This window comes from Bradyrhizobium sp. WYCCWR 12699 (assembly GCF_032144035.1).
Lineage (GTDB): Bacteria > Pseudomonadota > Alphaproteobacteria > Rhizobiales > Xanthobacteraceae > Bradyrhizobium.
This window is the reverse complement of the sequence record NZ_JAVTJN010000039.1, coordinates 1,814,794-1,830,468: the sequence shown is the minus strand read 5'-3', so window position 1 is coordinate 1,830,468 and position 15,675 is coordinate 1,814,794. Positions and strand designations below refer to the sequence as shown.

Here is a 15,675-nt window from a genome sequence, read left to right as displayed (position 1 = left end):
AGACAAGAATGTCCCGTCTCAACAATGGCGATGCCTTTCCGGTTCTGACGCTCGATACGGTCACCGACGGCGCCGTTTCGGTCGCGCCCCACCTGTCAGGCCACTACGGCGTGGTTCTGATGTACCGCGGGTCGTGGTGCCCCTATTGCAATGCGCAGCTTTCGGCCTTTGCGCGCGCGAAGGAGAAGCTCGACGAGCTCGCAATCAAGGTCATTGCCATGTCCGTCGACGACAAGATCGACGCAGCGACGCTAGTCGAAAAGCATAGGCTGAACTTTGCGGTCGGCTATCGCGCCGATGTCGATAGGATCGCTGCGGTGACCGGAGCCTATGTCAACGAAAGCCCGCGCTATCTGCAATCCACCGGCTTTGTTCTCGACCCAATGGGAAGGGTGATCACGGCCGTCTATTCCAGCGGCGCTATCGGACGGCTCGTCGCCGAGGACGTCATCGGCTTCGTCCGTTACGTGAAATCCAAGGCGTGACGCCGACTGAAATCAGGAGACCCGGACATGACCACAAATGAGATCGCCATTGTTGTTGGCGCGGGTGCCGGATTGGGCAACGCGCTCGTTGCGCGCTTTGCGGATGAGGGCATGCGCGTGGCTGCGGTCTCGCGCAGTGGCGGTGCGGGCGAGCCCCAACGCGATCTGGTTCGCCGTTACTCTTGCGATGCCACGGACGCTGAGCAGGTCAAATTGGTGTTCGAACGCGTGCGGGGCGAACTTGGACCGCCAGCCCTCGTCGTGTTCAACGTCGGCATATGGGATCGCGGAGGAATTCTCGACATTTCCGAGGCTTTGTTCGAGCAGGCGTGGCGCACGGGTTGCTTTGCCGGGTTCTTGGTCGGGCGTGCCGCGGCGACGTCCATGTTGGAGAGCGGAGGCGGAACGATCATTTACTCCGGTGCAACCGGATCGGTCCGCGGCGGCGCCGGATTTGCGGCGTTTGCCTCTCCGAAATTCGCCCTGCGCGGGCTGGCACAGGCAATGGCTCGCGAGCTGGGCCCAAAGAGCATTCATGTGGCCCACGTCATCCTCGACGGCATGATCGCGCAGGAGGATGATTCCTCGGAGACCCTGCTTCAGCCTGCGGCGATCGCACAGAGCTATTATCAGTTGCACCGGCAGGCCCGCAGCGCGTGGACCCATGAGCTCGACCTGCGGCCGTCCAGTGAAAAATTCTAGATCGCCGACCGCCGCAGCAATCCGAGCCGTCGCCCCAAAGCCGCGCGACTGGCTGTTATTGCTGTCCCTGGTGTTGATTTGGGCCGTCAGTTGGCCGGCCATCAAGATTGGTGTCGGACAGATTCCACCGATCTGGTATGGCTTTCTGCGTTATGCGATCGCGGCGCTCATCCTGTTCGCAGTGCTGGTTGCGCGGGGTGAGCTTGCGTTGCCGCCGCCCGCTGATGTCCCCTTCGTCGTCATTTCGGGCGCGCTTCAAATGGCGGCGTATTCGGCGCTCACCGGTCTCGCCCTGACGATCCTGCCGCCGGGGCGCGCGTCCGTGCTGGCCTTTGCCACACCTATCGTGGTCGCGCCGCTTGCGGCCTGGCGGCTGGGTGAAGATCTGAGGCCGAAGGCGGTGGCGGGCGTGTTGGTCGGATGTGCAGGAACTGCCGTTATCGCCTCGCCGTCCTTTGTCGTCCTCGGCAGGCAAACCCTGGCCTACGCGATGCTGATGGGCGCCGCAACGGCGTGGGCCATCACCATCGTGACCGTACGGGGGCGTCGCTTCACCTCTTCGGCGTTGAGCCTTGCCCCTTGGCAAATGCTCATCGCGGCAATCCTGCTCCTTCCCATCGCGATCTCTGTCGAGGGAGCCCCGCCAACAATATCGCCGCTTGGCGCGGCCACGCTTCTCTACGTAGCACCGATCGCAACCGCGTTCGCCTATTGGGCCGTGGTCGAGGCCGGCCGTCGCTTTGCCGCTAGCACCATGTCGATGGCGCTGTTGGCGACACCCAGCGTGGGGCTACTGATTTCCGCATGGGTGCTGAAGGAGCCGATCAATGCTTCTCTCGTCGCGGGGGTGGCACTGACCGCGATCGGAATCCGTCTGACGATTGCGCCGACGCGGAGAGGATGATCGGCGAGGTCCAGGTCGACTGCGAGCCGTTGCTCGGGGAGGGCGCACGGCAGTTGGTCTGTTGCCAACGCTGAAATGTGCAACTACGCTTCGCCCTCGGCCAGTCCCAAGGACCTACGATCAGCTGCACCGACATGCCAAAATTCCTACGCATCGGAGTCCTTCAGTCGAACGTGTCGGGATACACGTCGAAGGCGTGGTGCGTCCGGCGCGCTGGCTCGGTGGTCTTCCTGAAGTGGGGCGCCGTGGAGGTCCATGGCGCCGGCGACGGGCGAAGGGTCTATTGGACGCGCCTGCCGCAGGAGAAGACGGTTCGCTGCGGCACGGTGCAGCGCGCCCAGGACTATGCCAAGGCCGCGATCGCCCGGCGCCGCAGCCATCGCTATGAACCGCTGGCCGGACCGATCGCGCCCCGGCGCCGATCGGCCGAGCGCAGCGCCGAGCTCAAGCAGGCGCTCGCCACCATCCTGATCGTCGATATCGTCCGCTCCACCGAAAAGGCCGCGAAGCTCGGCGATGCGCGCTGGACGAAAATCATGGGCCACTATTACGCGGCGGTCCGCAAGGAGTTGAAGAGCACGCGCGGCAAGGAAGTGGTGACGACCGGCGATGGTGTGCTGGCGACATTCAAGGCGCCGGCATCCGGCATCCGTTGCGCGACCGCGATCCAGAAGGCCGTGCGCACGCTGGGGCTCGACATCAGGGTCGGGCTGCATGCGGGCGAGTATAGCGTCAGCGGGGGCGAGATGGTCGGTCTCGCGTTCCACATCGGCACGCGCGTCGCCGCCAAGGCGCGCGCCGGCGAGGTCCTGGTCTCGAGCGCGGTCAAGGACCTGATGGCGCGATCCGAGATCCGCTTCAGGGACCACGGCGTGCACCAGCTCAAGGGCGTTCCGGCGCGGTGGCGGCTGTACCGGGTCGAGGATTGAGTGGAACCGACGAAGCCCCCGCGCCGCGCGCGGAACTCGTTGAAGCGACTGGCTTCTTCGGATTCGCGATCGCCGCGTTAAGGCCGGAGACACCAAGCGCCTTTACGGGTCCTTCGCCTCTCTGTTCTAGCCTTTGACGTGGCTGGGACAATCTCGATGGGTTTCTTCGCGCGGCTTGGTGACGCTTTCGCGATCGGTGATACGACCGATCCGCTCGGCCGTTCGCTGCTCGTCGAGCAGTTCCGCGTGCTCCGCGAGCAGGTGCCGGTGCTTTATGCCGCGCTTCTGGTCAACAGCATCAGCGTAGGGCTGCTGCTTCCGGACACGGTCTCGGCATGGCTGCGATTTGCGTTGCCAGCCGCTCTGCTGGCGGCCTGTCTGTTTCGGCTGGCCCAGTGGCTCCGGCTGAAGAAGGCCGATTTCACCGCGGAGGAAGCGTACCGGGAGCTCGCAAAGGTTCGTCTCGCCACGGTGGTGCTAAGCTCCAGCTTCGTGATCTGGATCCTCGCGCTGTTCATGGTGGTCGATCCCGGCCTGCGCGTGTCGGTCTCCCTGCTGCTCTTCATGGGCTGCGTCGGAACGGCTTACTGCCTCGGCAGCTTCCCGCCGTCGTCCCGGCTGACGATGCTGATCGCGGGTGCACCGATAGCGACGCTGCTGCTGTTCTCCGGCGACGGCATGCTGGTCTCGGTCGGGATCAATCTGCTGGCGCTGCTCGTCCTGCTCGCCCGGATGATCAACACCAATTTCCGCTCCTTCGTGAATCTGGTCGAAACCCACGGACGGCTGTCCGAGGAGGGTGACCGCGCCCGGGCCGCAGAGCAGATTGCGACCGCGTTCGCGGAGCGCTTCGACAGGGCGCTCAACAACATGTCCCAGGGCCTCTGCTTCTTCGACGACGACCAGCGCCTGATCGTCTGCAACCGGCAATATCTCGAGGTCTACGATCTCGATCCGAAACTGGTCCGGCCGGGCATGAAGCTGAACGACATCGTCGATCTCCGCTATTCGGCCGGCAGCGCACCGAAGATGTCGAAGCAGGACTATCTGGCCTGGCGCAACAGCGATCCGGTGATCGCTGCGAATTCGGACACGACCGTGGAATTGACCAACGGGCGGATCGTGCGGATCCGGCATCGCCCGATGGAGGGGAAGGGCTGGGTCGCGACCCACGAGGACATCACGGAGCGCCATCGCACCGAGAGAGCACTCGCGGAGGCGGAAGCCTCTTTCCGCCTGCTCTTCGAAGAGAACCCGCTTCCGATGTGGGTGGTCGATGCGAAGACGCGCCGGCTCATTGCCGTGAATGGTGCGATGTGCCGGCATTACGGCTATTCCCGCCAGGATCTCCTCGCGCTGTCCGAGCATCAGCTCGCCTATGGCGAGCAGCAAGCCGGCGCCGAGCGCGACTGCGAATTGCACAGGACCGCCGGCGGCGAGGCGATCGAGGTCGTGATCGAATCCCGGCCGCTCGCCTATGAGGGACAGTCCGCCCATGTCTGCGTCGCCTTCGACGTGACGGAGCGCAATCGGGCGCAGCAGAGGGTGAGTTATCTCGCGTGTCACGATGCGCTGACGGAACTGCCCAACAGGGCCGCTCTGGACCAGCATCTCGGCGCGGCGATCGAACGCGCGGAGATCACCGACAGCCCCTTCGCCGTGCTCTGCATCGATCTCGATCACTTCAAGGCGATCAACGACCGTTTCGGCCATGCCGTCGGCGACGCCGTGCTCTGCGAAGCCTCGCGGCGCCTGCAGGACGCCGCGCAAGGATCCTACGTGGCGCGCGTCGGCGGCGACGAGTTCATCGGCATCATCGACCGGTCGCCGCTGCCGGCAACGGCAGAGCTGCTTGCCACCAGGATGCGGGCTCAGTTCGAGCACCCGATCGAGGTCGACGGCCATGCGCTGAAGATCGATCTCTGCGTCGGCATCGCGCTGTATCCGAGAGACGCCGACAATTCCGTTTCACTGCTTGCGAACGCGGATGCCGCGCTGTATCGCGCCAAGCACGACGGCCGGGGAGCCATCCGCCTGTTCACCAGCGCGATGGACCAGCAGCTGCGGGATCGCCGGGCGCTGGAGCACGATTTGCGCAATGCCGTCGAGCGCGGCGAGCTCTATCTGGAGTATCAGCCGCAGCAGCATCGGGACGGCACGCTCATGGCCTATGAGGCGCTGGTGCGCTGGCGGCATCCGGCGCGCGGGATCATTCCTCCCGGCGAGTTCATTCCGATCGCGGAGCAGAGCGGCTCCATCGCGCAGATCGACGACTGGGTCCTGATGGAAGCGTGCCGGGAGGCGGCGTCCTGGGATCAGCCGCTCCGGGTGGCCGTCAACGTCTCCGCGGCGCAGTTTCGTCGGGAAAACCTCGACGGCCAGGTCCGCAGGGCGCTGCGGGACAGCGGACTTCCGGCCGCGCGTCTCGAGCTCGAAATCACCGAAGGCGTCCTGATCGAGGACATGCCGCGCGCCAAGAGGACGATGCAATCGCTCAAGGCGCTGGGCATCCTGATCGCGCTCGACGATTTCGGAACCGGCTATTCGTCGCTGTCGTACCTCGAAGCGTTTCCGCTGGACCGCATCAAGATCGATCGATCCTTCGTCGCCTCGCTCGGCCAGAGCGAGCGATCGCTGGCCATCGTACGGGCCGTGATCGGCCTCGCCCACGGGCTCGGCGTGCCGGTCCTGGCGGAAGGTATCGAGACCAACACGCAGATGTCGCTCCTGATCCAGGAAGGCTGCGACGAGATGCAGGGATATCTGATCGGGCGGCCCAGCAGCCTCGTGCCGTCCAGGCCGGCAAGAACGCCCGAAGGCGAGCGGCATCCTGAACGGCGATCGCGGCGCAGAGCGCTCTAGCCGTCCGGACCGGTCCGGTCGCATTTCGGGCATCGGCCGTCCGCGGCGCTCGCGAGCTGATGGCCGATTTCTTCCCTGAGGGCGTCGGCCTCGAACGGCGTCCCGTCGCTCTTCTGGATTCGCTTGGCGCGTTCGTAGGCATGGCTCTCGGCAGCGTCGTCGCCGACGCGGATGATGACCTCATCATGGAAAGGGCAGGCTATGGTCGCACGCGTCGTCTCGAGCGCGTAGCGCACGGCCGCGGAGAGATCGTCGAAATTGGCGGACATCATGGCTGCTCTCCTGGTCGAGGCGGTCCCGATGGTGGCCTGTTGCTTGCGGGCGTGCCTGCTCTGTCCAGCGGCTAGCCCTTCTTCCGAAGCGGCGCCCGGAGTGCCTAGGAGTCCGGGCCCCGCTTCGTGCGGCACCGGGCGACAGCGCGCCTGATGCCACCTCGAGCATAGGCGCGGCCGGATGGCTCGCATTGACCCATCGCAAACCTGGGAAAGCTCCGTAGGGAATCGTCCGGAATTTCGCCGACGGCGGTTCCGGAGGATAAGAGGAGCATGCACCGCCAGATCCTCTTCAGGTGCCCGCGCACCGGCATAAACGTCCAGCATCGGATCGATGACGAGCGATCCGAGAGTTCGGCGTCGGCCGACAGTTATGTGCCCGTGCGATGCCCGGCCTGCATGTCGCTGCACTTCGTCAACAGCGCAACCGGCAGGCTGCTGAATGAGCGACATGCGCAGCCCGCCGCGAGGCCGCGTTCCGCCTGATCCGGTCGCGTCGCGACGCCCGCGCGGGAAACCGTCAATGGATCGCCGCGTACATGATGGCTTCCTCCGTCGCCTCCAGCGCGGAGAACTCCTCGACGACCTTGCCTTGCCTGCACACCAGGATGCGGTCCGACAGCGCCATGATCTCCGGCAGGTAGGAGGAAATCACGACCACCGCCTTGCCCTTGTCGGCCAGTGAGTTGATCAGCTCGTGAATCTCGACGATGGCCCCGACATCGACGCCCCGCGTCGGCTCGTCGAATATGATCAGCTCCGGATCCTGGATTAGCGATTTGGCGATCACGACCTTCTGCTGGTTGCCGCCGGACAACTCGACGACCTTGGCCTCGTCGCCGATGGCGCGCACCTTGAGGCGCTCGATCCACGACTTTCCGGTCGCCGTGCTTTCGCGTCGCGACAGCCAGGCGCGTCCCCTGGGAAATTTGGCGAGCAGGCCGAGATAGATGTTGCGCGCAATCGATGCGGTCTCGAAGAACCCTTCGACCTTGCGGTCCTCGGTCACGTAGGCAATGCCCGCCTGCACCGCCGGGGCGGGAACGCGGTAGCGCACCGGCTTGTCTCCGAGGATCACCTCGCCGCCATGGAAGAAGTCGCGCTTCATGACGCCTGCGACGATCTTGAAGGTCTCGGTGCGCCCGGCGCCGACGAGGCCGAACACGCCGGTGATCTGGCCTGCGAACACCGACAGCGAATTGTTCTTCACCATCGGCGCCATCTTCAGGTTCTGCACCGTCAGCACCCGCTTGCCCGAAGGGCGGATTTGCGTCTTGCGCGCGCCGTAGAGCGTGTTGGAGAGATCCCGCCCCACCATCGCCTGGACGATACGCGCCCGGTCGAAGCGGGAGGCATCGTCCGTCACCACATGCTTGCCGTCGCGCAGCACCGTGATGCGGTCGGCAAGCAACAGCGCCTCTTCGAGCGCATGCGAGATGAAGATGATGGAGACCCCGCGCCGCTTCAGGTCCTTGACCAGGTCGAAGAAGTATTTCTTCTCCTCCGGCGTCAGCGTCGCCGTCGGCTCGTCGAAGATGATCACCTTGGCCCTGTGCAGGACGGCGCGCGCGATCTCGACCATCTGCTTCTTGGCCGCCCCCAGGCCGCCGACCGTCGCCGTCGGCGTCACGTCGAAGTTGAGCGATTGCAGGAATTGCTGGGCCGCGATGTAGATGCCGCGCAGGCGGTTGTAGAACTTCTCCTGGCCGAGGAACAGGTTCTGCGCCACCGTCATCGTCGGCACCAGGCTGTTCTCCTGGAACACCATGGCGATGCCGAGATTGCGCGCCTCCAGCGGAGTCCTCGGGGTGACCTCGACGCCGTCGACGCTCATGCCGCCGGATGTCAGCGTCACGACGCCGGCCATGACTTTCGTCAGCGTCGACTTGCCCGCGCCGTTCTCGCCGACCAGCGCATGGATCTCGCCGCGCCGCAGGTCGAAATCGACGCCGTCGATGGCGGGCACGCCGGCGTAAAGCTTGGTCGCCTTCGACAGCGACAGGACCAGGTCGTTCATGAGCGGGCCTCCTCGCCGAGCGAGGCCAGCGGCAGCCTGATGACGCGCCCGGGTCCCTTTGCGATCATCACGAGATCGCTGCCGCATTCGACGGCGGCGACGATGCCGTGGTTGACGCCGTCGGCGCGGCTATGCAGCGAGGTGCGCGGCGAGCCGTCGGCTGCGAGGCGGATGACGAGACCGTATGACCGCGGCGGCGCCCAGGGCTTCATCACGCCCATGGTCTTGATGTGCGCGCCCTGCAGCGGCTCCTTGAAGGAATAGCCGGAGCGCAGGCGCGGCGCCACCCAGAACTCCGGGTCGATCTCCGCGATCATGCGGCGGCGATAGGCAGGCTCGCGCAGCACGAACTCGACGAGCTGGGTGCGTGCGGTGAAGGCGGTGAGCCAGAAACCGCCGCCGCGGGCCGGCGAAAGCCGGGACGGGTAGACGGGCAGGTGCCGCAGCAGATCTTCGTGGGTTCCGTCCGGCGCGATCGAGACCAGGCGATGCCGCCAGCTTTCACTGACGAGGACGCTGCCGTCGCTCGCCACCGCGCCGAAAGCATAGCCCAATCCGCCGGCAAGCTGCGTGATCGCGCCCGACTTCGGATCGAGCCGCAGCACCCTGCCTGTCTTGCCGAGCTCCATCAGGTCGCGCGCCCAGTCGCCGACACCGCGCAACGACGATCCGTCCGTTGCGATCAACGTCCCGTCGGCCGCGGGCGCGAGCGCGTTGACGGCGTGCAGCCCTTGCGAGAATGTGGCCGTGGGCGTCTCCGCCGCGACATTGTCGTAGAGCCGGACTTCCGTGCCGCCGAGCGCGACGGCGAGGCGTCCTCCGGGCAAGGATGCCAGCGCGGAGATCGGCCGCTCAAAGGTCCGAACCGTCGTTGCCGCGTTGCCGGATAGGCGCGTCAGCCGCACGCCATCGGCAAGCAGCACCGAGGTGCCGTCGGTGGCGAGATCTTCCGGCGCTTCGCATTCGAGCAGGGTCTCCGCCTGCTCGAGCGCCTGGTTAGGCTTCAACGCCCCGTCGAACGACGGGACGGTGATGGCCGCCTCGCCGCGGCCGAGGAATCGGTTGGCGAATTCGCTGAGTGCGGCGATCACGACGACGTCCCCCAGCGCTTGTCATATTGCACGAAGTTCGGATCGGCATTGTCGAGCTTGAAGCGGCCGATGCGGTTGTTGGCGATGCCGCCGAGATAGAGATAGCCGCGATGCTCGCGCATCGAGGTGATCATGGGATGGTTGAGACCCCTGAGGTCCCAGAACGATTCAAGGATCTTGCCCTGCTCGTTGAACTTGACGACGCAGCCGGTGTTGATGTTCGGGAATAGCCATTCGTCGACGGGCACCCGCTTGGCCATGCGCCGGCGGAAGCCCGGCATCTTCCAGGCAAGGTCGAGCGACGGGCTGCGCATGCCGACCAGCGCCAGCCAGTAATTGCCGTCCGAGGCGAGGTTGATGTTGTCGGGATAGCCCGGCAGGTTGTCCATGACGATCTCGACGTCGCCCTTCTTCGGGCCTGCGAACCAGTAGCGCTTGATCGAGCAGCCGAACGTCTCCGCGAACAGGATGGATTGCCCGTCGCTCGCGACCGCGACGCCGTTCGGGAATTTGAGGCCGCGCAGCGCGGTATGGGTGGTGCCGGTCTTGGTGTCGTAGCAGATGATGCGGCCGTTGCCGCGCGCTTCCAGCCCGTCGACCGGCCACTCGTCCATCTCGTAGCGAACGGTGGCCTCTGAGAAGAAGATCAGCCCGTCGTCGGTGATGTCCAGATCGTCGGCGAGCCGCAGGCGGCTGTCGTCGTTCACGGAATAGAGGCTGCGGTTGGTCTCGTCGGTGGCCTTCTCCACGGTGCCGTCGGGCTTGATGCAGTAGAGGCCCATGCCGCCGATGCAGACATAGAGATTGTCGTGCTTGTCGAAGGCCATGCCGAGCGGCTGGCCGCCGATATGCGCGAACACCTCCATCCGCTCGTAGTCCGGCGGGAAGAAACGGATGATGTCGCCGTGCCGCGATCCCGCATAGAGCACGTCGTTGCGATCGAGGATGACGTCCTCGGGCGCCTCGATCCGGCCGAGCCCGATCAGGGAGACGTCGCGCAGCCTGTCGTTCTGCTCGAACGGTCCGCCCTTGCCGATCTCGGTCGGCGGCGGTGGCGGCAGCGCGTGGTAGGTCGGGGCGACATAGACCTTGCTGATGATGCGGGTTCGGTTCTTCTGCCAGCGGATGTCGACCATCGCGGCCGCCAGCAGGATCGTCGCGAGCGCCATGCGGTTGACGCCGCCGCGCGCGTTCATGGCGGTCAGGCCGTTGGTGACGAGGAGGACGACGAGCACGCCGGCCATCGACTTGACCACCGACCCCTTGCCGCCGCCGAGCGTGATGCCGCCGAGCACGGTTGCGGTCAGCACGATCACCTCGAGGCCGACGCCGATGTCGCCGCCGACGGTGCCGAGCCGGGCGGCGAAGAACAGCGCGCCGATGCTGGTCAGCACGCCGCTCGCGACATAGCAGAGCGCGATGGTGCGGCGGACGGGGATTCCGGAATTATAGGCCGAACGCCGCGAGCCGCCGATCGCGGTGATGTGCCAGCCCGGCCGCAACCGCGTCAGGAAGACGTGGCCGAAGATCGCGATCACGATGTAGACCAGCGCGACGCTGGGGATGCCGAGCACGGTTCCGCCGCCGATGAAGTCCCATGACGGAATGTCGGGGAAGGCGGAGGCGATGGCGTTGGAATAGCGCTGGATCAGCAGATCGTAGGCCGAGCGGTAGATGATCAGCGTGATCAGCGTGGTGATGAAGGCGCGCAGCCTGAGATAGCCGATCAGCACGCCGTTGACGGCGCCGAGCAGCCCGCCGACGATCATGGTGACGACCACCACGGCGGGGACCGGCCAATTGAGCACGTCGAGCAAATAGAGCGCGCAAAAATCCGTCAGTGCGAAGATCGATCCGACCGACAGGTCGATGCCGCCGACGATGACGACCAGCGCCATGCCGAGCCCGATGAAGCCGATCTCGCCGGCCTGCCGCGCGGTGTCGGCGAGGCTCGACGGCGACAGGAAGTGCTCGAGCGAACGGCTGAGCGCGAAGCCGACGATCAGCAGCAGGATCACCGGAATGGCGGTTTCGGTCCATCGTTTGGACAGGATCTCGCCAAGGAGATGGTCCGGCCAGTAGCGATATCGGAGCCTCGTCAGTGTCTCGCGCATCTGCCTTCCGCTGATTCCATGAGCAGGGTTGCGCGCTCCGCGCCCGAAGGGGCGGAACGCGCGCCGTCGGTTGCGATCACTTCTTGAGGTCGGAGAGATTCCAGCACGCCGTCTGGGTGTCGGCGTTCTCCTTGGTGATCGGAATCAGCGTGGTGTACTCGGAGCCCTTGACCGAACCCGGCTTGGCGCCCGAGGACAACAGCCACTTGATCGTGCCGGCCATCTGCGCTGCCTGCGTCGGCACGTCGTAGCTCATGTTGAGATCGAACGAGCCGTTCTTCACGAGCTCGCACGCGCCCTTGCGCTCGCCGCCGCCTGAAGTCGCCAGGAACACCTTGCCGGTCAGGCCGGCTTCCTTGATCGCCGCGGCGGTGCCGATGTCCATGCCGTCCCAGAAGCCGACGATGCCGCAGAGATCAGGGTTCTGCTTCAGCACCGTCTGGGTGATCGCCTTGGCTTTCGCGGCATCCCAGTCGGCGGCCTGGCTGGAGACGACCTTGATCTCGGGGTGCTTGGCGAGGATGTTCTCGACGCCCTTGAGCGTATAGGCGCTGGCCGCCGCGGAGAGCGCGCCCTGGATGATGGCGATCTTGTTCGACTTGCCCTGGCAGGCCTTCACCACGCCTTCGGTCTGCCGCTCGCCGATCTCGATCCAGTTGGCGCCGACGAAGGCCGAGCTGCGATAGGCCGAGCCCATGTTGATCTGGATGACGTAGATGCCCTCGTTCTCCGCGCGCTGCAGCAGTTTTGCGTAGGTCTGGACGTCGGGATTGTGGATCACCATCACCGCCGGCTTCTCCGAGATCAGCGAGGTGACGGCCTGTGCGCCCGCATTGGTATTCCAGTTGGGATCGCGGATCACGAACTTGACGCCGAACGGCTCGAGCTCCTTCTTGAGCCCCGCGTACCAGCCTTCCGTCAGGTCGAAGTTCATCGCGACCGGAACGTAGGCGACGGTCTTGCCGGCCAGCGCTTCCCGGAAGGTCTTCTGAAACGGCTCGTCGAGGCCCTGTTGGGCGAGGGCCGGGACCGTGCCGGCTGCAAGCGCCAATGCGGCGAGACTTCCAAGCGCGAACTTATTCATGCAGGCCATTGTCTTCCTCCTTGTTGGGGCAGATCAGATGTCGCCCTGTTGGGCCGTTTCTTCGTTGCGTGGGTTGAGGAACGTGTCGGTGATGACAGCGATCAGGAGCACGAGGCCCTTGATGAGGTTCTGGCCGGCATAGGGAATGTTCAGGATCGTCATTCCGTTCAGCATCGTTCCGATGAGCAGCGTGCCGATGATGACATTGACGACGCCGCCGCGTCCGCCCGACAGGCCGATGCCGCCGAGCACGACGACGAGGATGACGTCGTAGATCAGCGTCGAGTTGAAGATGCGCGTCGGCATGGAGTTGACGGACGCCGCCATCACGAGGCCGGCGAAGCAGCCGATCAGCGCCGCAAGGACGTATTGCAGCACGATGATGGGCCGCGTCGGGATGCCGGTGACGCGCGCCGCGAACGGGTTGTCGCCGATCGCGTAGATATAGGCGCCCCAGCGCGTCTTGCGCAGCAGGATGAAGACCACCACGCAGGCGATTGCGAACATGACGATCGATGTGGGGATGCCGAGGATGCTGCCCTGGCCGAGCCGCTCGAACCCGGCCATCTGGTCGCTCCATTGCACGACGTCGAGCTGGAAGAGCGCGGCCTGGCCGAGACCCGCGACGAACAGGCCGGTCGCCAGCGTCGCGAACAGAGGCGGCACTTCCGCATAGGCGATCAGCCAGCCGTTGACGAGACCGATCGCGATCGACAGCAGGCCGGCCGACAGCAGCGAAGCCGGCAGCGAATGGCCGTTCTGCACCATCTGCAGAACGAGGCCGCCGGGGACCGCGAGCGCTGCGATCAGCGACAGGTCGATGCCGCGGCCGATCACCACGATCGCCATGGCGAGGCCAAGGATGCCGAGCACTGCCACGTTCTGCAGCAATGTCAGCATGTTGTCGGCGGAGAGAAAGCCGTTGAGGAAGATCGAGAAGCTCAGGAAGAGGACGGCGAAGACCGCAAACACGATCTCCTGCTGGCTGATCCGAACGCGCGTCATCGCTTGCCATCCCCTAGGGATCGGCATCGCGCGTGCGGGATCGCCGTCTTCCCGCGCGCGTGCCTCCCTCCGTCCAAGATTTGTTTTGCGCTTGATAGGCGAGAGGCCTCAGCGCGGCTTGCTTGAACGCGCAAACCTTTTGCGCTGGCGCGCAAAGAGTCTTGCGTGAAGCTGACGGGAACCTAAGATCGAGGCCGACAAGCTTTTGTGCGCTGCACAGGTAAATCTCGCTGCGACGGGCCGCCGATGGATCTCGTGTTCACGACCGAGGAGCTGGACCCCGCCAAGCGCTTCGCCGCCTGGCAGGACGCCATCTGCGACCACTACGTTCATGTCGACGTGAACGCGGTGAAGCCGGCCGACTACCAGGGCTTTATCCGCGAGGCGCAATTTGGCCCTGTCACGATGAGCGACGTCTTCCTGTCGGAGCAGCGCATCTCGCGGCGCGAGCGGCACATCGCCAAGCTCGACAAGGATTGTTACTACGTCCAGTTTCTGCAACAGGGCAGCATGGACGTGCTCCAGGCCGGTCAGACCCTCGTGACCAGCCCGGGCATCGGCGCGATCTTTTCGGCGTCCGATGCCTATGATCTCGAATGCTCGAACCAGTTTAGGTCGCTGTACCTGGAAATCCCGCGCAAGGAATTTTCATCGCGCTTCGCCGAAGGCAAGATGCCGCTCGCGGCGACGATCGCGACGGGGCGGGGCCTGGGGCGGATCGCTGCCGAATTCTGCGCGCTGCTTGCCGCGGAGGCTTCAAGCCTGGAGGAGGCTGCGCGCGGGCGGCTCGGTCACGAGCTGATGGACGTTCTGGCGCTCGCGCTCGACATGGGCGACAAGGACGAGTTCTCGGAAGATGCGACGGCGCGGAACGCGCGGCTGCGCTCCGTCAAGGCCTGGATCGAGGAGCACCTGACCGAGCCTGACCTGTCGCTGGAGAAGATCGCCAGAAACAACGGCGTCTCGCTCCGGCATCTGCATTATCTGTTTCGATCGACCGAGATGTCGGTGTCGGAATGGATTTTGAACCGCCGCCTGCAGCGCTGCTACGACGCGCTGATGCGCCCGGAGCTGCGCGCGCTGTCGGTGACCGAGATCGCCTATCGCCTGGGCTTCAGCAGTTCGTCGCATTTCAGCACGGTGTTTCGCCGGAAGTTCGGCCACAGCCCATCCGAGCTGCGCCGGCGGCAGACGATGTCGATGGAGTAGGGCGCGTCTGGGCGCAACGCGCAGGCCGGCCGAATCTCCTATTTGCGGCTCGCGCCCGTCGAGCCGGAGCCCGGCACGGCCTGTTGGCCGCCTTGCGTCTGCCGCTCCGCTCCTGTGCCTGGGATCAGGCGGCCTCGGCGCTGGTCAGGGGGCGGGACTTCGCGCCGAGGCTGCCGTTTACCGGGGTTCCAAAAACCCGGCGCGGCTCAATGCCTGGCGCGGCGGCTCTGTTCCTATTCTTGTCCGTTGCCTCGGCGCGCTTTACGCCGACCAGCGGTCCTGCTCTTCCCGGTGCGCGTGCTCGTTGAGCCGTTCGGCGATCTGGTCCGCGATCTCCTCCGACTCGGCCAAGGCGACCGGCTCGCCCTTGTGCGTCCTGAGCTTGTCCTTGTCGGCTTCGATCGGGAAGTCGTCGGGTGTCAGTCCGGTATCCTTGGCGGTAGGGTTGGTCATGGTGGGTTTGCTCATGGTAGGTTTGGTCATGGCGCGCCTCGCTGCGTCCCTCTCTCCTGGGGAACAACACGCCTGAAGGCCAATCGTTGCCACGAACCGCGGCGCGTGATCCGCTATTTCTCGACCGGCCCCGTCCAGTCCTTGAAGCCCCCGAGGTTGTAGACCTTCTCGTAGCCCAGATCCTTCAGCAGCTTGCCGGCCAGCGCAGACCGTCCGCCGGACGCGCAATAGAGAATGACGCTCTTGCTCTTGTCGAACGCCTTGTCATGAGAGGGCAATTCCGGATCCGCCCGAAACTCCAGCATCCCGCGCGAGACGTGCACTGCGCCCTCGATCTTGCCGCTGGCGGCGACCTCCGGCGCGTCGCGAACGTCGACGACGAGCGTGTTGCCGTTCCTGATCATCTCGGCGGCCTGCTCCGACGTGATCTTGGGCACCGCCGCGTTGGCGGCTTCGAGCATTTGCTTGACGCTGGTGGGCATGGGGTGTCTCCGGTGAGGGGCTGGGCGGACGATAGCACATCGGTCGTGCCGCGCCTCCTCCTGTTG

The 15,675-nt window shown here is 65.2% G+C and carries 15 protein-coding genes; 7 read left to right on the top strand and 8 right to left on the bottom strand.

Annotated features, from left to right (window positions below; genetic code table 11):
• Positions 1 to 8 precede the first annotated feature (8 nt).
• The 5 genes from RPS27_RS39205 to RPS27_RS39185 all read left to right on the top strand — a co-directional run bounded on the left by RPS27_RS39205 (position 9) and on the right by RPS27_RS39185 (position 5,882).
• Positions 9 to 485, top strand: coding sequence for a redoxin domain-containing protein (locus RPS27_RS39205; protein WP_212068820.1), 477 nt, complete (start codon positions 9 to 11; stop codon positions 483 to 485).
• A 27-nt stretch (positions 486 to 512) separates the two neighbouring features.
• Entirely contained in the window at positions 513 to 1,187 is a 675-nt protein-coding gene (locus RPS27_RS39200) for an SDR family NAD(P)-dependent oxidoreductase (RefSeq protein ID WP_212068821.1), read from the top strand.
• A complete protein-coding gene (locus RPS27_RS39195; protein WP_212068822.1) occupies positions 1,150 to 2,091 on the top strand; it encodes a DMT family transporter in 942 nt (313 codons plus the stop codon). The genes RPS27_RS39200 and RPS27_RS39195 overlap by 38 nt, the downstream gene beginning before the upstream one ends.
• Positions 2,092 to 2,225: 134 nt before the next feature.
• Positions 2,226 to 3,020 (top strand): adenylate/guanylate cyclase domain-containing protein, encoded by a 795-nt coding sequence (locus tag RPS27_RS39190; protein WP_211419662.1) that lies wholly within the window; start codon positions 2,226 to 2,228, stop codon positions 3,018 to 3,020.
• A 156-nt stretch (positions 3,021 to 3,176) separates the two neighbouring features.
• Positions 3,177 to 5,882, top strand: a complete 2,706-nt coding sequence (locus tag RPS27_RS39185; RefSeq protein WP_212068823.1) for an EAL domain-containing protein — start codon at positions 3,177 to 3,179, stop codon at positions 5,880 to 5,882.
• On the opposite strand, the gene RPS27_RS39180 is transcribed toward RPS27_RS39185, so the two are convergent.
• Positions 5,879 to 6,154: a hypothetical protein gene (locus RPS27_RS39180; protein ID WP_212068824.1), complete on the bottom strand. Its 276-nt coding sequence runs from the start codon at positions 6,152 to 6,154 to the stop codon at positions 5,879 to 5,881. The genes RPS27_RS39185 and RPS27_RS39180 overlap by 4 nt on opposite strands.
• Before the next feature lie 273 nt (positions 6,155 to 6,427).
• Between RPS27_RS39180 and RPS27_RS39175 the strand changes: the two genes are divergently transcribed.
• Entirely contained in the window at positions 6,428 to 6,640 is a 213-nt protein-coding gene (locus tag RPS27_RS39175; RefSeq protein ID WP_194406351.1) for a hypothetical protein, read from the top strand.
• A gap of 34 nt (positions 6,641 to 6,674) precedes the next feature.
• Here RPS27_RS39175 and RPS27_RS39170 read toward each other — a convergent pair whose 3' ends face one another.
• The 5 genes from RPS27_RS39170 to RPS27_RS39150 form a co-directional block, all read right to left on the bottom strand.
• A complete protein-coding gene (locus RPS27_RS39170) occupies positions 6,675 to 8,171 on the bottom strand; it encodes a sugar ABC transporter ATP-binding protein (protein ID WP_212068825.1) in 1,497 nt (498 codons plus the stop codon).
• Positions 8,168 to 9,262, bottom strand: a complete 1,095-nt coding sequence (locus tag RPS27_RS39165) for a hypothetical protein (protein WP_313755088.1) — start codon at positions 9,260 to 9,262, stop codon at positions 8,168 to 8,170. Before RPS27_RS39165 ends, RPS27_RS39170 begins: the two co-directional genes overlap by 4 nt.
• Positions 9,259 to 11,376, bottom strand: a complete 2,118-nt coding sequence (locus tag RPS27_RS39160) for an ABC transporter permease subunit (protein ID WP_313755087.1) — start codon at positions 11,374 to 11,376, stop codon at positions 9,259 to 9,261. Before RPS27_RS39160 ends, RPS27_RS39165 begins: the two co-directional genes overlap by 4 nt.
• A gap of 76 nt (positions 11,377 to 11,452) precedes the next feature.
• A complete protein-coding gene (locus tag RPS27_RS39155; RefSeq protein ID WP_194406355.1) occupies positions 11,453 to 12,469 on the bottom strand; it encodes a sugar ABC transporter substrate-binding protein in 1,017 nt (338 codons plus the stop codon).
• A gap of 24 nt (positions 12,470 to 12,493) precedes the next feature.
• Positions 12,494 to 13,465 carry an ABC transporter permease gene (locus tag RPS27_RS39150; protein WP_194406356.1) on the bottom strand — a complete coding sequence of 324 codons (972 nt, stop codon included), beginning with the start codon at positions 13,463 to 13,465 and terminating at the stop codon, positions 12,494 to 12,496.
• A gap of 246 nt (positions 13,466 to 13,711) precedes the next feature.
• Here RPS27_RS39150 and RPS27_RS39145 point away from each other — a divergent pair, with 246 nt between their 5' ends.
• The gene (locus tag RPS27_RS39145; RefSeq protein ID WP_212068828.1) at positions 13,712 to 14,674 is read left to right on the top strand and encodes a helix-turn-helix domain-containing protein; all 963 of its coding nucleotides are present in this window, start codon (positions 13,712 to 13,714) and stop codon (positions 14,672 to 14,674) included.
• A gap of 261 nt (positions 14,675 to 14,935) precedes the next feature.
• Here the strand turns inward: RPS27_RS39145 and RPS27_RS39140 are convergent, their stop codons facing one another.
• Entirely contained in the window at positions 14,936 to 15,157 is a 222-nt protein-coding gene (locus RPS27_RS39140; RefSeq protein WP_409517584.1) for a hypothetical protein, read from the bottom strand.
• Between the two features lie 83 nt (positions 15,158 to 15,240).
• Entirely contained in the window at positions 15,241 to 15,609 is a 369-nt protein-coding gene (locus tag RPS27_RS39135; RefSeq protein ID WP_194406358.1) for a rhodanese-like domain-containing protein, read from the bottom strand.
• Between the last annotated feature and the right edge of the window lie 66 nt (positions 15,610 to 15,675).